The sequence below is a fragment of the Hydrogenophaga sp. GW456-12-10-14-TSB4 genome (assembly GCF_059424305.1).
This window is the reverse complement of record NZ_JBWKZH010000032.1, coordinates 25598-45415: the sequence shown is the minus strand read 5'-3', so window position 1 is coordinate 45415 and position 19818 is coordinate 25598. Positions and strand designations below refer to the sequence as shown.

24 protein-coding genes and 1 pseudogene are annotated in these 19818 nt (G+C 64.7%); 17 read left to right on the top strand and 8 right to left on the bottom strand.

Annotated elements, in window-relative coordinates:
• Positions 1 to 70 precede the first annotated feature (70 nt).
• From AC07ZS_RS16600 to AC07ZS_RS16535, 14 genes and pseudogenes are all read left to right on the top strand, one after another.
• On the top strand, positions 71 to 406 hold the full coding sequence (locus AC07ZS_RS16600; protein WP_494799630.1) for a hypothetical protein: 336 nt from the start codon (positions 71 to 73) through the stop codon (positions 404 to 406).
• The gene (locus tag AC07ZS_RS16595) at positions 403 to 1005 is read left to right on the top strand and encodes a hypothetical protein (protein ID WP_494799629.1); all 603 of its coding nucleotides are present in this window, start codon (positions 403 to 405) and stop codon (positions 1003 to 1005) included. The genes AC07ZS_RS16600 and AC07ZS_RS16595 overlap by 4 nt, the downstream gene beginning before the upstream one ends.
• Positions 1006 to 1013: 8 nt before the next feature.
• Positions 1014 to 1235 carry an EscE/YscE/SsaE family type III secretion system needle protein co-chaperone gene (locus tag AC07ZS_RS16590; RefSeq protein WP_494799628.1) on the top strand — a complete coding sequence of 74 codons (222 nt, stop codon included), beginning with the start codon at positions 1014 to 1016 and terminating at the stop codon, positions 1233 to 1235.
• A gap of 32 nt (positions 1236 to 1267) precedes the next feature.
• On the top strand, positions 1268 to 1540 hold the full coding sequence (locus tag AC07ZS_RS16585) for a hypothetical protein (RefSeq protein WP_494799627.1): 273 nt from the start codon (positions 1268 to 1270) through the stop codon (positions 1538 to 1540).
• 24 nt (positions 1541 to 1564) lie between these two features.
• Positions 1565 to 2014, top strand: coding sequence for a CesT family type III secretion system chaperone (locus AC07ZS_RS16580; RefSeq protein ID WP_494799626.1), 450 nt, complete (start codon positions 1565 to 1567; stop codon positions 2012 to 2014).
• Positions 2011 to 3798: a type III secretion system outer membrane ring subunit SctC gene (gene sctC, locus AC07ZS_RS16575; RefSeq protein WP_494799625.1), complete on the top strand. Its 1788-nt coding sequence runs from the start codon at positions 2011 to 2013 to the stop codon at positions 3796 to 3798. Before AC07ZS_RS16580 ends, sctC begins: the two co-directional genes overlap by 4 nt.
• Positions 3799 to 3872: 74 nt before the next feature.
• Positions 3873 to 4160, top strand: coding sequence for a hypothetical protein (locus tag AC07ZS_RS16570; protein ID WP_494799624.1), 288 nt, complete (start codon positions 3873 to 3875; stop codon positions 4158 to 4160).
• Positions 4161 to 4224: 64 nt separating this feature from the next.
• Positions 4225 to 4842, top strand: coding sequence for a hypothetical protein (locus AC07ZS_RS16565; RefSeq protein ID WP_494799623.1), 618 nt, complete (start codon positions 4225 to 4227; stop codon positions 4840 to 4842).
• Between the two features lie 78 nt (positions 4843 to 4920).
• Positions 4921 to 5289, top strand: a complete 369-nt coding sequence (locus AC07ZS_RS16560) for a hypothetical protein (protein ID WP_494799622.1) — start codon at positions 4921 to 4923, stop codon at positions 5287 to 5289.
• A complete protein-coding gene (locus tag AC07ZS_RS16555) occupies positions 5286 to 6437 on the top strand; it encodes a hypothetical protein (protein WP_494799621.1) in 1152 nt (383 codons plus the stop codon). Before AC07ZS_RS16560 ends, AC07ZS_RS16555 begins: the two co-directional genes overlap by 4 nt.
• Positions 6365 to 6586 (top strand): annotated as a pseudogene (locus AC07ZS_RS16550) (EscR/YscR/HrcR family type III secretion system export apparatus protein); the annotation flags it as partial. The gene AC07ZS_RS16555 and the pseudogene AC07ZS_RS16550, both read left to right, overlap by 73 nt.
• A 6-nt stretch (positions 6587 to 6592) precedes the next feature.
• On the top strand, positions 6593 to 6865 hold the full coding sequence (gene sctS / locus AC07ZS_RS16545; protein ID WP_494799620.1) for a type III secretion system export apparatus subunit SctS: 273 nt from the start codon (positions 6593 to 6595) through the stop codon (positions 6863 to 6865).
• Positions 6866 to 6870: 5 nt separating this feature from the next.
• Complete coding sequence (sctT, locus tag AC07ZS_RS16540) at positions 6871 to 7656, top strand: type III secretion system export apparatus subunit SctT (RefSeq protein ID WP_494799619.1); 786 nt, start codon at positions 6871 to 6873, stop codon at positions 7654 to 7656.
• Positions 7653 to 8705, top strand: a complete 1053-nt coding sequence (locus tag AC07ZS_RS16535; protein ID WP_494799618.1) for an EscU/YscU/HrcU family type III secretion system export apparatus switch protein — start codon at positions 7653 to 7655, stop codon at positions 8703 to 8705. The genes sctT and AC07ZS_RS16535 overlap by 4 nt, the downstream gene beginning before the upstream one ends.
• 13 nt (positions 8706 to 8718) lie before the next feature.
• Here the strand turns inward: AC07ZS_RS16535 and AC07ZS_RS16530 are convergent, their stop codons facing one another.
• The 8 genes from AC07ZS_RS16530 to AC07ZS_RS16495 form a co-directional block, all read right to left on the bottom strand.
• Positions 8719 to 9126, bottom strand: a complete 408-nt coding sequence (locus AC07ZS_RS16530; RefSeq protein WP_494799617.1) for a DUF2784 domain-containing protein — start codon at positions 9124 to 9126, stop codon at positions 8719 to 8721.
• Between the two features lie 93 nt (positions 9127 to 9219).
• Positions 9220 to 10386: an ABC transporter substrate-binding protein gene (locus AC07ZS_RS16525; protein WP_494799616.1), complete on the bottom strand. Its 1167-nt coding sequence runs from the start codon at positions 10384 to 10386 to the stop codon at positions 9220 to 9222.
• A gap of 44 nt (positions 10387 to 10430) precedes the next feature.
• On the bottom strand, positions 10431 to 11597 hold the full coding sequence (locus tag AC07ZS_RS16520; RefSeq protein ID WP_494799615.1) for an ABC transporter substrate-binding protein: 1167 nt from the start codon (positions 11595 to 11597) through the stop codon (positions 10431 to 10433).
• Positions 11598 to 11643: 46 nt separating this feature from the next.
• Complete coding sequence (locus AC07ZS_RS16515) at positions 11644 to 13500, bottom strand: AMP-dependent synthetase/ligase (protein WP_494799614.1); 1857 nt, start codon at positions 13498 to 13500, stop codon at positions 11644 to 11646.
• 3 nt (positions 13501 to 13503) lie between these two features.
• Complete coding sequence (locus AC07ZS_RS16510) at positions 13504 to 14292, bottom strand: ABC transporter ATP-binding protein (RefSeq protein WP_494799613.1); 789 nt, start codon at positions 14290 to 14292, stop codon at positions 13504 to 13506.
• A complete protein-coding gene (locus AC07ZS_RS16505; protein ID WP_494799612.1) occupies positions 14289 to 15116 on the bottom strand; it encodes an ABC transporter ATP-binding protein in 828 nt (275 codons plus the stop codon). Before AC07ZS_RS16505 ends, AC07ZS_RS16510 begins: the two co-directional genes overlap by 4 nt.
• The gene (locus AC07ZS_RS16500) at positions 15113 to 16189 is read right to left on the bottom strand and encodes a branched-chain amino acid ABC transporter permease (protein ID WP_494799611.1); all 1077 of its coding nucleotides are present in this window, start codon (positions 16187 to 16189) and stop codon (positions 15113 to 15115) included. The genes AC07ZS_RS16505 and AC07ZS_RS16500 overlap by 4 nt, the downstream gene beginning before the upstream one ends.
• A gap of 12 nt (positions 16190 to 16201) precedes the next feature.
• Complete coding sequence (locus tag AC07ZS_RS16495) at positions 16202 to 17077, bottom strand: branched-chain amino acid ABC transporter permease (protein ID WP_494799610.1); 876 nt, start codon at positions 17075 to 17077, stop codon at positions 16202 to 16204.
• Positions 17078 to 17237: 160 nt separating this feature from the next.
• On the opposite strand from AC07ZS_RS16495, the gene AC07ZS_RS16490 reads away from it, so the two are divergent.
• The 3 genes from AC07ZS_RS16490 to AC07ZS_RS16480 are packed head-to-tail and all read left to right on the top strand — an operon-like array spanning position 17238 to position 19800.
• Complete coding sequence (locus AC07ZS_RS16490) at positions 17238 to 18641, top strand: acyclic terpene utilization AtuA family protein (protein ID WP_494799609.1); 1404 nt, start codon at positions 17238 to 17240, stop codon at positions 18639 to 18641.
• Complete coding sequence (locus tag AC07ZS_RS16485) at positions 18638 to 19012, top strand: AtuA-related protein (protein ID WP_494799608.1); 375 nt, start codon at positions 18638 to 18640, stop codon at positions 19010 to 19012. The genes AC07ZS_RS16490 and AC07ZS_RS16485 overlap by 4 nt, the downstream gene beginning before the upstream one ends.
• On the top strand, positions 19009 to 19800 hold the full coding sequence (locus AC07ZS_RS16480; protein ID WP_494799607.1) for a crotonase/enoyl-CoA hydratase family protein: 792 nt from the start codon (positions 19009 to 19011) through the stop codon (positions 19798 to 19800). Before AC07ZS_RS16485 ends, AC07ZS_RS16480 begins: the two co-directional genes overlap by 4 nt.
• Positions 19801 to 19818: the final 18 nt, after the last annotated feature.

Below are 19818 nucleotides of genomic sequence, written 5' to 3'. Positions count from 1 at the left end.
AAGCCGGAGAGCCGCCCGAACTTTCCTTTCGGCCTCGCGCACTCAGCCATCCAACCACCCCGCACAAGCCATGCGATCCCTGAGCCCAGCCCCGTCTCTTCAGCAAGCAGAGGTGGCCTCGATGCCAGCGCTGCTTTCGCCTGACCTGGCGCGGTCGCTGGCAGAGGTGGGCTTCCTTGCGATCGATCAGAAGGACTGGTCGCGGGCCCAGCAAATCTTCTCCGTGCTCATGGCCTTCCGGCACGAGAGCGAGTTTCCGTATGTGGGGATGTCCATGGTCGAGTTGTTGCAGCTTCGCTGGGATGCGGCGGCACATTGGGCCCTGTTGGGTTTGGTTCAGGCTCCCGGTAGCCAGGCCTTGGCCGGATTGCGGGACGGGGCTGTGCAAAGAGGAGTCAAGCTGTGAGCGCATTGAACATGTCTGCCATGCAAGAGGGTGTGTCTCGTGTCTCGTCCCCGAAGTCAGGGCTGACCGGTCGGGCGCAGCCCGAGGACACGGCGTCTGCCGCATTGTTTGCCGCCCTGCACGCCGAGCGTGTGGGAGCTGCTTCGGCGACCGTCGAAGTGCCGCGAACCGGCTCGGTGAAGCCGCTGGCGGCGGACCGCTCTTTTTCCGTGGGTGATCTCATTCTCAACACCATGGACCGGATGCCCGAACGCGCGGGCCCCTTGGAGGCTTCCACCCCTTCTTCGGCGTCCGTCTTTCTCAAGTTCCAGAAGGGCTACGGCGTGGAGAGCGTGGTGGTGCCGGTTCGGGCCTTGGTGGCCAACGGCATTCCTGGTTTGTCACAGGACCGGGTGGCCGTGGTGATGGTGCCTGCCGCAGGGCAGGAGGTGGCGGGCCAAAGTGCCTCGCTCTCCAAGGTGCTTTTCATGCGGGTGGATCGCGAATCGGTCACCCCGTTGTGGGTCTTGCTGGGGTTGCTGGGTGCGGTCCTGTTGGTCGGCGCGGCGTGGGGGGTCCGGTTCCTGATTCGCCTGCGCCAGGATGGCTTTGCCCTTTAGACCTGCGCATGAACGCCCGGATCGATGACCCCGCACAGGATGGTGTCCTCCCCATGACGCCTGTTCGCCACAGCGAGTTGCAGCGGGAACTGGAGCGGGCGAGCGAAGACATGGCCTCGGCCCTTCGACGGGGCGGTTCGCCCCAGCGATTCAAGGACCTCTGCTTGCTGATGGCGGCACTGGACGCCGCGCGGCAGGTTCTTGCTTCAACCAGCGCGCCCCGTCGCTGAATCCCTTGTTCCTTTCATTGTGAGGAGGCCCTATGGCATTGTTCAAAACTTCTGGTGCCGACGTTCTTGGCTCCGGCATCAACATCGGTGCGGTGTACGGCACGCTCACCCCGATGCTGCAGGCGAACAATTTGCGCTTTCGCGACCTGATCCAGCAATTGCAGCAGCAGGGTGACATGTCGAGCCAGGATCTGCTGGCGGTGCAGCGCGAGACCGGTGAAATGGCGGAAGCCACGCAATTGACGTCAGAGCTCATGAAATCGCTGCGCGACATGGTCAGCTCCGTGCTCAAGAACGTCGCTTGAAGGTGCGCTGCCGCTCGTCACACCATGCAAGCCGTTAAAGACCTCTCCCATGCACTGGAAAAGCACGGCGTTCGGGGTCTGAAGCCTCGATCCGATGGCCGCTTCTCCTTCAGCCATGACGGCGGCAGGAGAGTGGATGTGCACGCGCTGGCGGACGGGCGGCTGGTGTTGGAGGCGCACCTCGTCTCCCTGCCGGAGCCTGGGTTGGCTCGAACCACGCTGCTGGAGAGGGCGCTTCGCTTCTCCACGCTGCGCATGCTGGAGCGGCACGATGTGCTGTGCCTGTCGCTGGACGCGAGCAGTCTGGTGTTGCAATGTGAAATACCCGAACGCGCAGGCGCTGCGGCGGTGGAGCAGGCCCTGGAGGGGTTTCTCAATGCCGCTGATGCCTGGTGGGTTGCCGTGGGGCCTGGTGTGGATGTCTCGACGGCCCGCCGTGACGCGCGGGACCGAAGGTTTGCGGTGCAGCCATGAGTGATGTGGGTTGGCGTCGGGGAAGTCCGTGGTGGGCGTCGATGGTGTTCTGCGCCGCTGTGGGCCTGGCGCCGTTGGCGCACACGGCCCCACTTCCGTTCGATGGCAGTGCGTACTCTTACTACGCCAGTGACACGCCCATTGCGAAGATGTTGGCGGAGTTTTGTGCCAACTTCGGCCTTCGACTGCAGATCGATCCGGGCATCGTTACCCGCGTGAGCGGCCGTCTGGCGGCGCCGTCGGCATCCGAGTTCCTCAATACCGTGACTGCGTCCGCCGGACTTGACTGGTTTCACTACGCTGGCGCCATCCATGTCACCCGCGTCTCCGAGCGCGACACGCAGGTTCACGCCATTGCGAGGGAAACCATTCCTGGGCTGCGAAATGCGCTGCTGGATCTGAAAATCCTGGACGAGCGGTTTGGCTGGGCCGCGTTGGCGGACCAGGGCATGGTGGTGGTGTCCGGACCTCCTGCCTATCTGGACTTGATCGCCAAGACCATGCGAACCGTTCAAGCCGCCCCCAACGGCCAGCAGATGGTGGTGTGGAAACTGAAGTACGCGAACGTGGAAGACCGGCAAGTCACCATCCGCGACAAGACCACCGTCGTTCCCGGTGTCAGGACGTTGCTGCAGGCGCTGGGTGGCGGTCGCGCGCACCTTGCGGTGGCAGGCTCTGCGTCGCAAGAGGGCGGCGTTCGGCTCGAGCCCTTGAAGTCCGCGCCGTCCGTGCACGGGGGATCTGTGGACCCGTCGTCCGGTGCAGGACCGGGATCGGATGCCGGCAGCGCTGCGGGGCGCGGTGGCGTAGCACCCCCTGCCTCGGCGGACCGTGCAGCGCCGGGCCGGCCACAGGCGTTCACCGGTCGCGAGGTTTCCATCGAGGCCGATGTGCGGCTCAATGCCATCGTGATGAAAGGGCCCGCCGATCTGATTGCGGGCTATCAGGCGCTCATTTCGGCGTTGGACACGCCGGCGGGCCTGGTCGAGATCGAAGCCATCACCATCGATGTGAACAAGTCGCGCCTGGAAGAGCTGGGGATCGACTGGAGCGCCAACGCCCGTCGTGTCAACGTGGGGTTCGGGGATGCCTCTCTCCCCACGGCCTCGGGCATTCTCTCTCTCGGCTATCGCAGTGCCGCTGCGGCGACGACGGTGGTGGCGGATCAGGCGAACGCCCTGCTGGCGCGCATCCGCCTGCTCGAGACCACCGGGGATGCGTATGTGGCGGGCAAGCCCTCCATCCTGACCTCCGACAACCTCAGTGCGCTCATCGACCTGAGCCAGACCTTCTATGCGAAGGTCACGGGCGAACGCGTCGCCAACCTCACACCGGTCACGGTGGGTGTGATGCTCAAAGTCTCGCCCCGCATCGTCACGACGGATGCGGGTCAGACGGAAATCCAGCTGGTCATCGACATCGAGGACGGTTCGCTGGTGGACCGCACAGGCCTGGATCTGCCCGTGGTTCAGAGAACCACCATCAGCACGCAGGCCACGATCCGAGAAGGGCAGAGCCTGCTGATCGGCGGATACGACACGGAGACGCAGCAGAACAGCATGGAGAAAGTGCCGCTCCTGGGCGACATCCCCAAGCTGGGCGCCCTGTTCCGAACCACGCGCGTGGACCAGCAGCGCCGCAAGCGCATGTTTCTCATCACGCCGCGCATCGTGTCCATTGGAGCGCCTGTTGCTTCTCTGGCGCGGCCCGTGCAGATCCCGTCGGACGCCACGGTGTTGCACCCGATGCTGCGCATCGAAAAAAGCCTTGGGGCACTTCCCTAAGGGCCGGCACCGCCGAACCATTTTTCTTTCATTGGCCACTTAACGTACAAGCCCTTCCTTGGAGGAGTTGATCGATGAATCAGATGTCTTCTCAACCCGTTACCCCTTTTGAGGTCATGCCATTTGAAGGGGAGATTCGAGCCTCGGCGCAGCGGTCGATGGAGTTGCGCCGTCAGGTCGATCAGCTGTTTGAACTGATGCGTGAGCCCTTTGCGTCCGAGTCGCAAGCGAAGGAGCGACTGGAGGCCTTGCAGGGCTTTCGCACCAAATTCGTTTCCAATCCGGGTCCGACAGGTGGCGATCAAAAGTCCGCCGTCTCGCCGGGGGGGGCTCGGCGACTACCGTCCTCGAGGCTGGTCTGAAACCGTCCGTGCCTGGCTTTTGTCGGTCAGGCCAATTTCACTGCTCTTCAATCTGGAGTTCCATATGACAACCCCCGCTATCACTGCTTTTGAAACCCTTGGATCTCGCAATCTGGAGCTTCAAAATTCGATTCTTTCCAGCCAAGTACTGTCGGCCTTCATTGGAAATGTGGAGTACATGCAAAACCAGCTCCTCCTCAAGATGAATGAGGATCGTGTGAGGACGGACATGCTGAAGGAGCGGCTTAACCTGCAGCAGAACTTGGCTCGCGAGGTGGTAGATCCTGAAAAAGACGACAAGACGCACACCTATTTCCTCAGCTTTGACAGTGCAACTGTGCCTCCTTTTCAAGGGTGGAAAGCTATGAGCGCGGATCAAGCTAGGGCGGCTTTTTCAATGGTTCCCTTGAGTGGCATGAGCGTTAACAGTTTTCTTGAGAAAGGTGGGGCGATCTGGTACTCACCGAATGCGGAGAAATTGTCTGGCAAGCAGCTCTATGCCTACTACGACCAGCAGGCGGAGGCGACGAAGTCGGCTATGTCCGCGCTGAACGCGGTGACCTCTCAGGACAACCTGACCTTGCAGTCCCTGCGATCCAAGGTGGACAGCAATACCCAGCTCCTGTCGACGATCATCAAAAACGAGAAGGACCGCAAGGAAGGGGTGATGCGGAACATGTAAGGCGAAGCCGTCATGCCTCGAGCCACTCCTTCCCGGTCTAGAACGGTTGGCGAGGTTGAGCGTTTGTACGCCGCCGCCATGGCCGACTATGCGCAGGGGCGGTACCTGCCGGCTGCGAAGACCTTGCTGGGTCTGATCCTGGTGGATTCATCGCAGGCCCGGTTCTTCAAAGGCATGGCGGCTTGCATGCAGGTCACGGGCAAGTACCAAGAGGCCGTCATGGGCTACGCCAGCGCCTACAGCCTGCAACCGACGGATGTGACGCTGCTGTTCTATCTGGCGCAGTGTTTCGCGAAAGCAGGTGGTTGGTGCGAAGCGGGCGAGGCGGCGCAAACGTTTCTCGATGAAACGGCGGGTTCTGATGGTCATGGCGATATGCGGAGCAAAGCGCTGGGGATGGTCAGGACGGCAGAAGCAAAAATGAATTCAATGGAGTGCACGCCATGAGCTATGTCAGTTCTTATGTGGGTGACGGTGTTGTCGGCAGTGCCGAGGGGCAACCCATGGGCCGGGTGTCACGCGGTGTGGAGGCGGCGGGTTCGCTTGGATGGGGCGAGGATGCTGCCAGCGAGCTGCCTCTTGCCTCGCCATGGGGCTTTGATCCAACGGAGGGCATTCCGGTGCTTGAAGCTCCGGTGCTGGAGCGCATGCATTCTCGAACCCTTCTGAAGAAGGGCCCGGACGTGGAGATGGACCGGATGTTGGCCGAGGTGATGAACTCCCTGGACTTCAAGCAGTCCATGGCATTTCGAAGCGGCGCCATGACGCTGGAAGACGTCATTGAAGTTGCTCAGATGGGGCTCAAGTACACCCGTGACCTTCAGAAGCGCCAGGGCGAGATCGTGCAAAAGGCCCGTCTGGAGGCCATTCAGCAGGCCACGAAGGACGCGGATGCCGGCATCCTCGGGAAGATCTTTGGCTGGATTGCCCGGATCTTCGCGATCATTTTCCTGACCCTCACGTCCGTCGCGCTGGTGAGCACCGGACAAGTCGGGGTTGCACTTCTGACGATCACCGCGCTGGTTTTGACCGTGCTGGATTTTTGCAGCGCCATTTCCAAAGCGTGCGGCGGGCCGGACATCAGTTATGCCGGCTTGATCGCACTGGTGATGGAGGCCAGCGGCTCCAGCAAGGAGGCGGCGGATGCTGTTCGGCAGTGGCTCGGCCTGGCGGTTCAGATTGTCACGGCCATCCTGGGTGCCGTTGGAGGATTTTCTGCAGCGGCCAAAGTGGGCGAAATGATCGGCAAGGTGGTGAACATTGTGCTGTCGTTGGCGTCGGGCGCGACGGCTGTTGCGTCCGGCACCGCGGGCATCGTAGCGGCGCAAGCGCGCTATCGGCTGTTGGAAGCCCAGGTGACGGAGATGCAGGCACAGGCCTTCCATGAGGTTCTTCTGGCCAATGCCAAGCGGTGGGCCGAAGATCTTCAAAGTTTCCGTGACGACCTGGATGCCTCGTTGCAGCAGCGCAGCGATTGGCTGAGCAAAGAGCATGCGCAGAACATGCGGCTGTCCGCCGCTTGCCGGCCTTTGTGGTGGGGGAGCTCACATCGGCGTTCGAGATCGGTTTCCTGCTGTACCTGCCTTTCGTGGTGATCGACCTGATCGTCTCCAACGTGCTGCTGGCGCTGGGCATGATGATGGTGTCGCCGTCGACGATTTCGCTGCCCCTCAAGCTCTTTCTCTTCGTCATGGTCGATGGCTGGACGCGGCTTTTGCACGGATTGGTGCTGTCCTATGCATAAACCGCCATGATCGAATCGGCCGACTTCGTTTCGTTGGCCGTCAAGGGGCTCTACCTGAGCCTGGTCCTGTCCATGCCCATGGTGGCCGCTGCGGCGATCGTCGGCACGCTGATGGCGGTGATCCAGGCCCTGACGCAGATCCAGGAGCAGACGCTGGGCTATGCCGTCAAGCTGATCGCCACCGCGGTGGCCTTGACCCTCACCTTGAACTGGATCGGCAGTGAAATCCTGCAGTACACACGCCAGCTGTTCGACCTGATCCCGTTCATTGGCCGGTAGGCTCCATGCCGGATCTGCAGGATCTCCAGGCGAGCACCATGGCTTTGCTGGCAGGCATGGCGAGGTTGGTGGCCTTGCTGTTCATGCTGCCCTATTACGCCAAGCAAGCCAGCTCCGCGTTGGTGCGCGTGGCCATCGCGCTGGCGTTCACCCTGCCGGCGCTGCCCATGCTCACGGCGCAATACAGCCAGCACATCACCACCGATGCCCTGCTGCTCGGCTTGGTGTTCAAGGAGACCCTCATCGGTTTCTGCATGGGCTGGGCCATTGCCCTGCCGTTCTGGGCAGCGGAAGCCATCGGCTTCATCATCTCCAACCAGTATGGGGCGACGGTGGGCAACACGAACGACGCCCTCACGGGCAACGAGGCATCGCCGTTGGGCGTTCTGCTGCTGCAGCTCTACCTGGTGCTGTTCCTGATGCACGGCGGCGCCAACGCGGTGCTGGAGACCTACTACGCGAGCTACGCCGTGTGGCCGCTGGCCGCCACATGGCCGTCGCTGGATGCGGGCTTCCCGGCGCATTGGCTGCGGCTGTTCGACACGATGATGCGCCTGTCCGTGATGCTGGCCGCGCCGGCCATGATCGCCATGTTGCTGGCGGAGATCGGTCTGGCCATCGTCAGCATGTTCGCCCCTCAATTGCCGGTGTTCTTTCTCGCCATGCCGGTGAAAGCCTGCATCGCGCTCTTCGTGCTGACGCTCTATCTGGCCACACTCATGGGCTATCTGGGTGACCATGCGGCCGTGATGTCGGTGATCCTGCCGGACCTCGGAAGGCTGGTTCGATGAGCGAGAAAACCGAGAAACCCACCCCCAAGCGCCTGGTCGATGCGCGGAAAAAAGGCGACGTGGCGCACGCCAAGGACGCCTCCAAGGCCTTGCTGATCTGGGCCTGTGCGGGCTATCTGCTGTTTTCCGCAGGACAGCTCACCGACGCAATGCTGTTCCTGATCGAATGGGCCGGCGCCCATGCGAACGGGCCGTTTCGCGACGTGCTGGCGGCCTTTCTCCGGTTGGCGCTGAAGGAACTGGGCCTGGCATTGCTGCCCTGGATGGCGATTGTCATCGTGCTCAGCATCTTCGGCGAACTGGTGACCGCCGGCCCAGTGTTCGCGCCGGAAAAAGTGAAGTTCAACTTCCAGAAGCTGGACGTGGTGGCCAATGTGAAGAACCTGTTTTCGGCGCGCAACCTCATCGAGGCCCTGAAGTCGGTGGTGAAGGTGTTGGCGCTTACCGGCATCGTGTGGAAACTGGTGCACGACAACCTGGGCACCCTCATGCTGCTGGCCGGCTCCGGCATTCAACCGGTGACGACCGGCTTCGGTCTTCTGATCAAGTCCCTGCTGTTGGCGACGGCTTTTGTCTTCACCGTCATTGCCGGGTTCGACATGCTCATCCAGCGCAAACTGTTCTCTCGCCAGCAGATGATGACCAAGGACGAGGTCAAGCGCGAGCGAAAGGAGTCCGACGGTGCGCCGGAAATCAAGGGGGAGCGGCGCAAGCTGCACCGCGAGATCGTCCAGGGTGGAGGCGGGGGCAAGCGCAAGCCGTCGCTGGTGGTGACCAACCCCACCCACCTCGCCGTCGCCCTGCTTTACGAGCATGGCGAGACGCCTCTGCCGCTGGTGGTCGCCAAGGGCGCGGGTCTGCAGGCCCAGGCGATCGTCCGGGACGCCCGGGTCGATGGCATCCCCATCATCCAGCACATTCCGCTGGCGCGCGCGCTGGTCGCGCAAGTGGAGGTGGACGATCCCGTGCCGGAGCACCTGTTCGAGCTGGTCATCGACGTGCTGAAGGCCGTGAAAGAGGTGGCGCCGGCTGAGCGGCCCCGGTCGTGAGCTCGGGTAGCCCTCAAATGCGGCCGGTCGGTCGGACCCACCACCAGGCCAGGGCCACCATGCAGGCAAAGGCCGTGTAGGCTCCCAGAAACACCCACCAGGGTGCGTCCCAGTACAGCAGCCGTGAGAGCCAGTGCTCGATGAAGCTCTCGCGGTAGCTGTGCTGGCCGGCGCTGCGGCGCAAGGCTTGCTCCCACACCGTGAGCGGGCACAGCCGGCCCAGCCAGGCCTGCAGGGCGATGAAGACGATCAGGCCCAGGTGGCTGAGCCGCAAACCCCGGTGGCGCACCCAGCGCCAGCCCAGGGTGCCTCCCACGAGCACCAAGGGCAGCAGACCGACCACGAAGACCACGATGGCCACGTGCAGCGTGAGCAGCGCGTCGGCGAACAGCGCGGCGGTGGTGGGGCTGAGGGGTGACATGGTCCGACCATGGTACGGGGAGCAAAAAAAACCGCCAGCACACGAAGCGCTGGCGGCTGCGCGCATGGCCCGCCGAAGCGGGCGGCGCGGTACTCAGTCCTTGGCCGACATGTACTCGGAGAGCACCTTCCAGCGGCCGTCCTGGATCTGCGACAGGCGGGTGGCGCTGCTGCCCAGCCGCTTGGTGGGGCTGAAGCTCATCTCGGCACTGCCGAAGATGTCCGGCGGGATCTTCATGGTGTCCATGGCCTTGATGAAGCTCTCGGTGGTCAGGCCGGGGCCGGCCTTGGTGGCGGCGCGGATGAATGCGTCGATGGACCCATAGCCGTACACCGAGAACACGGTGGGTTCTTCGTTGAACTTGGTCTGGTATTTGTTGGCCCAGAAACGCAAGGGTTGCGAGGCGGAGTCCAGGTAGGGGTGCTGCACCGTCATGGCCGCGTAGAACCCGTTCATCGCGGGGCCGCCGAGCTTGTGGATGAGGTCGGTGTAGGCGGCGCTGGAGCCGACGAAGGTGGGGTTGAAGCCCAGCCGTTTCGCGGTGGCGATACCGCCGATGGTCTCGCGGATGATGGTGCCCATCACCACCAGGTCGCACTGGTCGGCCTGCAGTTTCTGCATCTGCGAAGCGAAGTCCGTGGCGCCGCGCTTGTAGGTGGTTTCCGCCGCGAGCGTCATGCCGGCGGTCTTCAGGCCGTCTTCGGCGCCGCGCTTGACCTCCAGGCCGAACTCGTCGTCCTGGTACATCGCGCAGACCTTCTTGGCACCCTTCTCCTTGGCGAGCATGGGCACGACGATCCTCATCTGGTCGTAGTAGGTGGCGGCGAACGAGTACTTGAGCTTGTGGAAGGGATCGTACATCTGGCGCGCGGCCGTGATGGGGTAGAAGTTCAGCACGTTCTTCTGGAACTGCACCGGCATCGCGGCCATGTTCTGGGCCGTGCCGATGTGCCCCACCATGGCAAAGATCTTGTCCTGGTTCACCAGCTTCTGCGCGGCCAGAACGGCGTTGCGTGGGTCGTACTTGGAGTCTTCCACCAGCAGCTTGATCTTGCGGCCGTTGATGCCTCCCTGTTCGTTGATCTCGTCCACGCGCAGCAGCATGCCCATGCGCACCTGTTTGCCGAAACCCGCGATAGGCCCCGACAGGTCCTGGATCGAGCCGATCACGATTTCGTCCTTGCTCACGCCCTGTGTCTGGGCCAGGGCCGGCCCGGCGGCCAGGGCCAGCACGGCCGCGGCGGTCAGTGTCGTTTTCATCGCTGATGTCTCCTGTAAAGGGTGGTTGACACGGGATGCGGGGATCACTGGTTCACGTAGTCCGAGGTCACTTTCCAACGGCCGTCCTGGATCTGCGACAGGCGCATGGCCATGCTGCCGTAGCGCCGCTGCGGGCTGAAGCGGAGTTCCGGCGAACCGAAGATGTCGGTCGGCACGGTGAGGCTGTCCATGGTCTTGACGAAGCCGTCGGTGGTGAGGTTGGCGCCGGTCCGGCCGGCGGCGCGGGCGAAGATGTCGATGGCGTTGTAGCCGTAGACCGAGAAGACGTTGGGGTCTTCGTTGAACTTGGTCTTGAACTTGTTGGCCCAGAAACGGATCGGCTGCGAGGCTTCGTCCAGGTAGGGGTGCTGGGTGGTCATGGTGGCGTACAGGCCGTTCATGGCCGGGCCGCCGAGCTTGTGGATCAGGTCGGTGTAGGCCGCCTGCGAGCCGAAGAAGGTGGGGTTGAAGTCGATCTTGCGCGCGGTGCCGATGGTGCCGATGGTCTCGCGGATGATGGTGCCCAGCACGACGAAGTCGCAGTTGGCGGCCTTCATGCGCGCCACTTGCGACGAGAAATCGGTGGCGCCGCGCTTGAACGAGGTCTTCTCGACCATCTGCATGTTGACGGCCTTGAGGCCTTCCTCCGCACCGCGCAGCACCTCCAGGCCGAACTCGTCGTCCTGGTAGATCGCGCAGACCGCCTTGGGCTTTTTCTCCTGCACCATGCGCGGCAGGAAGGTGCGCATCTGCTCGTAATAGGGGCCGATGTTGGCGAACTTGAGCTTGTGGAAGGGCTCGTACATCTCGCGCGCCGCCGTCACCGGCAGGAAGTTCACCACGTTCTTCTGGAACTGCACCGGCATCGCCGCCATGTTCTGCGCCGTGCCCAGGTGGGCGATCATGGCGAAGATCTTGTCCTGGTTGACGAGCTTCTGGGCGGCCAGCACCGCGTTGCGCGGGTCGTACTTGCTGTCCTCGACGAGCAGCCGGATCTTGCGGCCGTTGATGCCGCCTTGTTCGTTGATCTCGTCCACGCGAAGCACCATGCCTTGCCGCACGGATTTGCCGAAACCCGCCAGCGGACCGGAGAGGTCCTGGATCGAACCGAGGACGATCTCGTCCTTGCTCACCCCCTGCGTCTGGGCGAAGGCGGCCGCGCCCGTCAGGCTCAGGGCGAGGGCGATCAGGGTGCATCGGAAGGTCGTCACGGGTGGGTCTCCTGGGGGTTGAAGGGCTGAGGCCGGCTCAGTGGTCTCAGTGGTACATGGCCTCGATCTGATCGGCGTATTTCTGCTGCACCAGCTTGCGCTTGAGCTTCATGGTGGGGGTGAGTTCTTCGTCTTCGGCGCTGAGCTGGGTGTCGAGCAGGAAGAACTTCTTGATCTGTTCGACGCGGGCGAACTTCTTGTTCACGCGGTCGATCTCGGCCTGGATGAGCGACTGGACCTCGGGCGATCGGGTGAGGCTGGCGTAGTTGGAAAACGGCACGTCGTTGTCCTGCGCATATTTCTCCACGTTCTCCTGGTCGATCATGATGATGACGGTGAGGTAGGGGCGCTTGTCACCGATCACCACGGCATCGGTCACATACGGCGAGAACTTCAGCTCGTTTTCCAGCTCGCTGGGGGTGATGTTCTTGCCGCCTGCGGTGATGATGATGTCTTTCATGCGGTCGGTGATGCGGAAAAACCCTTCCTCATCGACCTGCCCCACATCGCCCGTGTGCAGCCAGCCGTCGGTGTCGATGGTCTCGGCGGTTTTCTCGGGCAGGTTCAGGTAGCCCATGAAGACGTTGGGCCCGCGCACCAGGATCTCGCCGGTCTGCGGGTCCAGCCGAACCTCGTTGTAGGTGGCGGCCGGCCCGATGCTGCCGGGCTTGATGCGAGCGGCGGGGATGCCGGTGGACGCGCCGCAGGTCTCCGTCATGCCCCAGACTTCGAGCATGGGCACCCCCAGGGCCAGGTACCAGCGCACCAGGTCGGGCGAGATGGGCGCCGCGCCGGTGACCAGGAAGCGCGCGCGGTGGATGCCGATGAGCTTGCGCACGTTGTCCAGCACCAGCAGGCGCGCCAGCCGGAACTGCAGCCGAAGACCGCCCGGCACGGGCTGGCCCGCCATCACCCGATCGGCCACCTTCTGCCCCACGCCGATGGCCCAGGCGTAGGCCGCCTGCTGCAGCTGGCTGGCTTCCTTGAGCGCGATCATCACGCCCGAATAGAACTTCTCCCACACGCGCGGTACCGCGGTGAACACCGTGGGCGCGATCTCGCGCACGTTCTCCGGCACGGTCTCCGGGTTCTCCACGAAGTTGAGTTTGGCGCCGGTGTAGAGCGAAAAATATTCGCCGCCCATGCGCTCGGCGATGTGGCACAGCGGCAGGAAGCACATGCACTCGTCGTTTTCGTCGCGCGCGATCAGGGTGTTGTAGCCGCGCACGGTGTAGACCAGGCCCTGGTGGCTGTGCATGGCGCCCTTGGGCCGGCCGGTGGTGCCCGAGGTGTAGACCAGGATGGCCAGGTCTTCGGGCTTCACGGCGGCCACGCGCACTTCCACCAGGCCTGGGTGCTGCGCCAGGTGCGCGCGGCCCATCTCGCGCAGTGCGGCCAGGCTGATCACCTGCGGGTCGTGGAGGTCGCGCAGGCCTTCCATGTCGACGACGACGATCTTCTTCAGGCGCGGCAGGTGCGCGCGCACCTCCAGCGCCTTGTCGAGCTGCTCATCGTCTTCCACGAACAGCACGGTGGTGGCCGAGTCGTCGCAGAGGTATTGCACCTGTTCGGCCGCGTCGGTGGGGTAAATGCCGTTGGCCACGCCGCCCGCACTGAGCACGGCCAGGTCGCACAGCACCCATTCGACCGTGGTGTTGGAGAGGATGGACGCGGTCTCGCGCGCCTCGAAGCCCAGCGCCATGAGGCCGTGGGCGATCTCGCGCACGGCGGTGCCGGTCTGGTCCCAGGTCCAGCTGCGCCAGATGCCGAAGTCCTTCTGCCGCATCCAGATCGCCGGGCCGCGTTCCTTCACGCCGTTCCAGAACAGCGCGGGAATGGTCTCGCCGGGCAAGACCACGTCGGTGCGCGGCTGGATGTGAGAGACGTCCCAGAGGTAAGTCATGCGCTATCTCCAATTCTTTTTCTTTTTCCAGCGCCGCTCGCCGCGTGCGCCGGTTTCCTTCATGCCGAGGTAGAACTCCTTGATGTCGTCCTTCTCGCGCAGGTGGGCGCAGGTGTCTTCCATCACGATGCGGCCGTTCTCCAGCACATAGCCGTAGTCGGATGCGTTGAGCGCCATGTTGGCGTTCTGCTCGACCAGCAGGATGGTGGTGCCGCGCTCGCGGTTGATGCGCACCACGATCTCGAAGATCTCCTTGGTGAGCTTGGGCGAGAGGCCGAGGCTGGGTTCGTCGAGCAGGATGAGGTCGGGGTTGGCCATCAGCGCCCGGCTGATGGCGAGCATCTGCTGCTGGCCGCCGGAGAGCAGGCCGGCGTCCTGAAGCGCGCGCTCGCGCAGGATGGGGAAGTAGTTGAACACCACCTCCATGTCGCGCGCCACGCCGTCGCGGTCTTTGCGGGTGTAGGCGCCCATCAGCAGGTTGTCGCGCACCGAGAGCAGCGGGAACACCTCGCGCCCCTCCGGCACGTGAGACAGTCCCTGCTGGACGATGAGTGCCGGGTCCAGCGCGGTGATGTTCTCACCCTTGAATTCGATCGATCCCTTGCGCGGGTCGATGATGCCGCTGATGGTCTTGAGGATGGTGGTCTTGCCCGCGCCGTTGGAGCCGAGCACGGTGGCGATCTCACTGCGGCGCACCTGCAGGCTCACGCCCCGGATCGCCTTGATCGGGCCGTAGGCGCTCTCGACGTTGAGCAGCTTGAGCACGGGGGCGTCAGACGTTGCAACGCTCATGCGCTCACCTTGTGGTTTTCGCGGCGCAGGCTGGAGACGTCGTCCATCGAACCCAGGTAGGCCTCGATCACGCCGGGGTCGCTTTGTACCTGGGCCGGCGTGCCCGAGGCCAGCTCGGTGCCCATGCTCATGGCCAGCACACGGTCCGACACCTTGGAGACCAGGCTCATGTCGTGCTCGACCATCAGCACCGTGATGCCGAGCTCTTCCTTGATGTCGGTGATCCAGAACGCCATGTCCTCGGTCTCCTCCACGTTCAGGCCGGACGACGGTTCGTCCAGCAGCAGCAGTTTGGGTTCGGTGCAGAGCGCGCGAGCGAGCTCGACCACCTTGCGCACGCCGTAGGGCAGGCCGGCGACCATGGATTCGCGGTGGTGCTGCAGGTCGAGCAGGTCGATCACGCGCTCCACCTTCTCGCGCGCCTCGATTTCGGCTGCGCGCGTCTTGCGGGTGAAGAAGATCTCGCTCCACAGACCGGTCTGGCGGTGCGTGTGGCGGCCGATCAGCAGGTTCTGCAGCACCGTGGCGTGCTCGAACAGCTCGATGTTCTGGAAGGTGCGCGCAATGCCCAGCTTGGCGATCTGGTGCGGTGCCTGGTCGGTCAGGCGAAGCATGCCGTCCGGACCGGCGTAGTCGATGGTGCCGGTGGTGGGCGTGTAGATGCGGCTGATCAGGTTGAACACCGTGGTCTTGCCCGCCCCGTTGGGGCCGATCAGCGTGAAGACCTCGCCGCGTTTGACGTCGAAGCTCACGTTGTTGACCGCCAGCACGCCGCCGAAGCGCACGCTCAGGTTCCGGGCCGAAAGAAGGACGTCTTGGTTCATTTCAGGCGATCCGATTTCTGGAACGTTTTCTGCCGCTTGAACAGGCCCTTGCGATAGAACGGGAAAAGCTGGAACCAGGTGCGCACCTTGAGCCAGCGGCCGTAGAGGCCCATGGGCTCGAACAGCACGAAGGCGATCAGCACGATGCCGTACACCGCACCCTGCAGGCCGGCGGCCTGGCCGATGGCCTCGGGCAGGAAGTCCTTGCCGAGCGAGATCAGCTGCGGCATGACGATCAGGAAGATCGCCCCCAGGAAGGCGCCGTGGATCGAGCCCAGACCGCCGATCACCACCATGAGCAGCAGGTCGATCGACTGGATGATGCTGAACTGCTCGGGCGAGAGGAACTGGATCTTGTGGGCGTACAGCGCGCCGCCGATGCCCGCGAGCGCGGCCGAGAGCGCGAAGCTCAGCGTCTTGTAGCGCGCCAGCTGGATGCCCATGCTTTGCGCCGAGATCTCCGAGTCCCGGATGGCCACGAAGGCGCGGCCGGTGGACGAGCGCATGAGGTTGACGATGCCCAGCGTGGCCAGCACGGTGACCACCAGGCACAGGAAGTAGAACTCGTCGGTGGAGTCCAGCGCCCAGCCGAAGAGGGTGGGGTACTGCACCATCAGGCCGGCATTGCCGCCGGTCACGTGTTCCCAGCGCGCGATCACCTCCTCGACGATGAAGCCGAAGGCCAGCGTCGCCATGCCGAGGTAGATGCCTTTGACGCGCAAGGCGGGCAGGCCCACCACCATGCCCACGGCCGCCGAGAGCAGGCCCGCGCAGGCCAGCGCCAGCGGGAAGGGAATGCCCGCGTTCACCATGATGGCCTGCGTGTAGGCGCCCACGCCGAGGAAGGCCGCGTGCCCGAGCGAGAACAGCCCGGTGAAGCCGGCCAGCAGCATCAGCCCCAGGCCGACGACCGCGTAGATCAGCACGAAGGTGAGTTGCGCGAGCCAGTACTCCGGGAGAGCCCAGGGCGCCACCACCAGGAACAGGCCCAGCAGGCTGTACCAGAAGGTGTGGCCGCCGTGCTTGGCGAGCCGGATGTCCTGGTTGTAGTCGGTCTTGAAAAGGAATCGCATGTTCGGGGTGCCTCAGACTTTCTTGCGCAGCTTCTCGCCGAAGAGGCCGTTGGGCTTGAGCACCAGCATGAGCAGCACCACGATGTAAGGGGCCACGTCCTTGAAGCCTTCGGGCAGGTAGAAGCCCGAGAACGCCTCGACGATGCCGATGATCAGCCCGCCCACGATGGCGCCGGGCAAGCTGCCGAACCCCCCCACCACGGCGGCGGGGAAGGCCTTGAGGCCGATGAAGCCCATGTTGGCGTGCACGAAGGTGATGGGCGCGAGCAGCAGGCCGGCCACCGCCGCCACGGCCGCCGCCAGCCCCCACACCAGGCCGTTGAGCCGCTTGACCGGAATGCCCATGTAGTAGGCCGCGAGCTGGTTCTGCGACGAGGCCTGCATGGCGATGCCCAGCTTGCTGTAGCGGAACATGGCGAACAGCCCGGCACACAGCACGGCGGTCGAGCCGATCACCACGATCTGTTCGGCCGACACCACCAGTTGACCCAGGCGCAACACCTGGTCGGCGTAGGGCACCGGCAGGGTGTGCGTGTCGGTGCCTATGTTGGGCAGCATGGTGATGAGCCCGCGCAAGGTGTAACCCACGCCGATGGTGAGCATCACGATGGAGAAGGCCGGCTGCCCCAGAATGGGGCGGATCACGACGCGTTCGAGCACCGCGCCAAACAGGCCCATGCCCACGATCGCGGCGGGCACGGCCAGCCAGAATGGGAAACCCAGCATGGTCATCGCCGCCAGACCGCCGAAAGCGCCCACCATCATCAGATCGCCCTGGGCAAAGCTCACCGTTTCGGTGGCCTTGTAGATCAGCACGAAACCCAGCGCGATCAGCCCGTAGATGCAGCCCTGGGCCACACCGCTGATGAGCAGTTGCAGCAATTGCACGCGATGTCTCCTGTATGGTTCTGTCGACGCGGTGGCGCTGCGATCTTTGTGGCAGTCTGCCCAGCAGGTGAGCGCAATTTATAGCTGTCTTGCATGAGACTGGCGCTAGGGGTTGTCCCCCATCCTGAGTCGCTCAGGTGCCATGAAGATCAAAACCATCATGAAGTCCATTCGAATCGGCGCCGGCCTCGGGTTCTACGGCGACAACTGGGAGCCCGTGGCCGCGAGCATCGAGCGCGGTGGCGTGCAATTCATCGCCAGCGACCACCTGGCCGAGCTCACGCTGGCCATCCTGCAGAAAGACCGGCAGCGCGACCCTTCGCTGGGGTATGCGCGCGACGTGGTGCCGATGTTGATGAAGCTGTGGCCGCTGATGCGCGAGCGTGGTGTGCGCTTCGTGTGCAATGCGGGCGGCCTGAACCCGCAAGGCGCCGCGCAGGCGGTGCTGGCCGCCTTCAAGACCCGGGGCTGGCAGGCCCGCGTGGCCGTGGTGAGCGGCGACGACGTGCTGCCGCGCCTGCTCGACGGTGCCGCGCCCGCCGATGCCTATGCCCACCTCTTCACCGGTGCGCCCCTGGCCGAGGTGCGCGAGCGCCTGGTGTTCGGCAACGCCTACCTGGGCGCCCGGCCCATCGTGGCCGCGCTCGATGCGGGCGCCGACATCGTGATCACCGGGCGCGTGGCCGATGCCGCGCTGTTCCTCGGCCCCCTGGTGCATGGCCTGGGCTGGACGCTTGGCGGCGCGACCGAGGCCCGCGACCTCGACCGCCTCGCGCAGGGCCTCACCGTGGGCCACCTGCTCGAATGCTCGGGGCAGGGCAGCGGCGGCAACTTCGGCAGCCAGGGCGCGTGGCAGGCCATTCCCGATCTCGCCCACATCGGCTACCCGATCGCCGAGGTGTGGGAGGATGGCCGTGCCCTCATAACCAAGGCGCCCGGCACCGGCGGGCGGGTCAACTTCGACACCGTGCGCCAGCAGCTGCTGTACGAAGTGCACAACCCGCATGCCTACTTTTCGCCCGATGTGGTGCTCGACATGGGCGGCATCCGGCTGCAGGACGAAGGCGAGGACCGCGTGCGGCTGACCGGTGCGCGCGGCACCGCACCCACCGACACGCTCAAGGTGGTGGCGGGTTTCCGCGACGGTTACAAGGCCGAGGTCACCTGGGGCTTCTCCTGGCCCGACGCCTGGGACAAAGCGCAGGCCTCCCAGGCCACCATCCGCACGCTGCTCCAGGACAAGCGCATCCCGCACGACGAGTTGTACGTGGAGTACCCCGGCCTGAACTCGGCGCACGGCGCGCTCGCGCCCCTGCCCAAGCCCGACGCGCTCAACCAGGCCAACGAGATCTGGACGCGCCTGGTGCTGCGCACGCCCGACAAGGCCGCCGCCGACGGCTTCGGTCGCCTGTTCCCGTGGATGGGCCTGAGCGGCCCGGCCTACACCTGCGGCTTCACCGGCCTCCACAACACCAGCGAGCTGCTAGGTATCTGGCCCACGCTGATCCCCCGCGCCGTGGTGGAAGCGGGCGTGCAGACGCAGCTGTTGGGGGATGGCGCATGAGCACGGTCCGGATTCCTTTGGTGCGCATCGCCCACGCGCGCAGTGGCGACAAGGCCGACTGGGTGGACTTCGGCCTGTTCGCCTGGAACGAGGCCGGTTACCGGCTGCTGGCGCGGGAGGTGACGGCTGAGCGGGTGCAAGCCCATTTCGCGCCCTGGCTGCCAGGAGAAGTAGACGCCTGGCTGCTGCCCAACATCCTTGCGCTCAAGTTCGTGCTGCGCGGTGCGCTGCAGGGCGGCGGCGCGCGCAACCTGCGGCTGGACAACCTGGGCAAGGCCATGGCCGGCGCGCTGCTGAGAATGGAGATCGACGTGACCCAGGACGAACTGGATGCGGCCCTGAACGCGCCGCGCGTGGGGGTGTGGCCATGAGCGCGGTGGTGACGGAGAAGCTGGGCGAGGTGTGGGTGGTCACGCTGGACCGGCCCGAGGTGCGCAACGCGGTGGACAGCCCCACCGCCCAGGCACTGCACGCCGCCTTTATCGCGTTCGAGGACGACGCCGAAGCCCGCGTGGCGGTGTTCCACGGCGCGCACGGCCACTTCTGCGCCGGCTGGGACCTGCAGTACGGCGCGCGGCTCGCCGCCACGGGCGAGACCGGGGGGCTGGATCTCGACTTTGCCGCCGACGATTCGCGCGCGCTGGGCCCGATGGGCCCGTCGCGGCTGCAGCTCGCCAAGCCGGTGATCGCCGCTGTGAGCGGCGCGGCCGTGGCCGGTGGCATGGAACTCGCGCTCTGGTGCGACCTGCGCGTGATGGAAGATGACGCCTACTTCGGTGTCTACTGCCGGCGCTTCGGCGTGCCGTTGATCGACGGCGGCACGGTGCGCCTGCCGCGCCTGATCGGCATGGGCCATGCGATGGACCTGATCCTCACCGGCCGCAAGGTCGAAGCCGCCGAAGCCCTGCGCATGGGCCTGGCCAACCGGGTGGTGCCGCCCAGGCAGGCGCGCGAGGCGGCCCTGGAACTGGCGCGGCAGCTCGCGGCGTTCCCGCAAGCCACGATGCGCGCCGATCGCGAGAGCGCCCTGCGCCAATGGGATCTGCCCCTGGGCGAGGCGCTGCTGCAGGAATGGCAGCGCGGGCGCGAGCGCATCCCCGACGCCTTGGCCGGCGCGCAGCGCTTCGCGGCCGGGCAGGGGCGGCACGGCAAGTTCTGAGTCCCGCCCTTGCCGGAA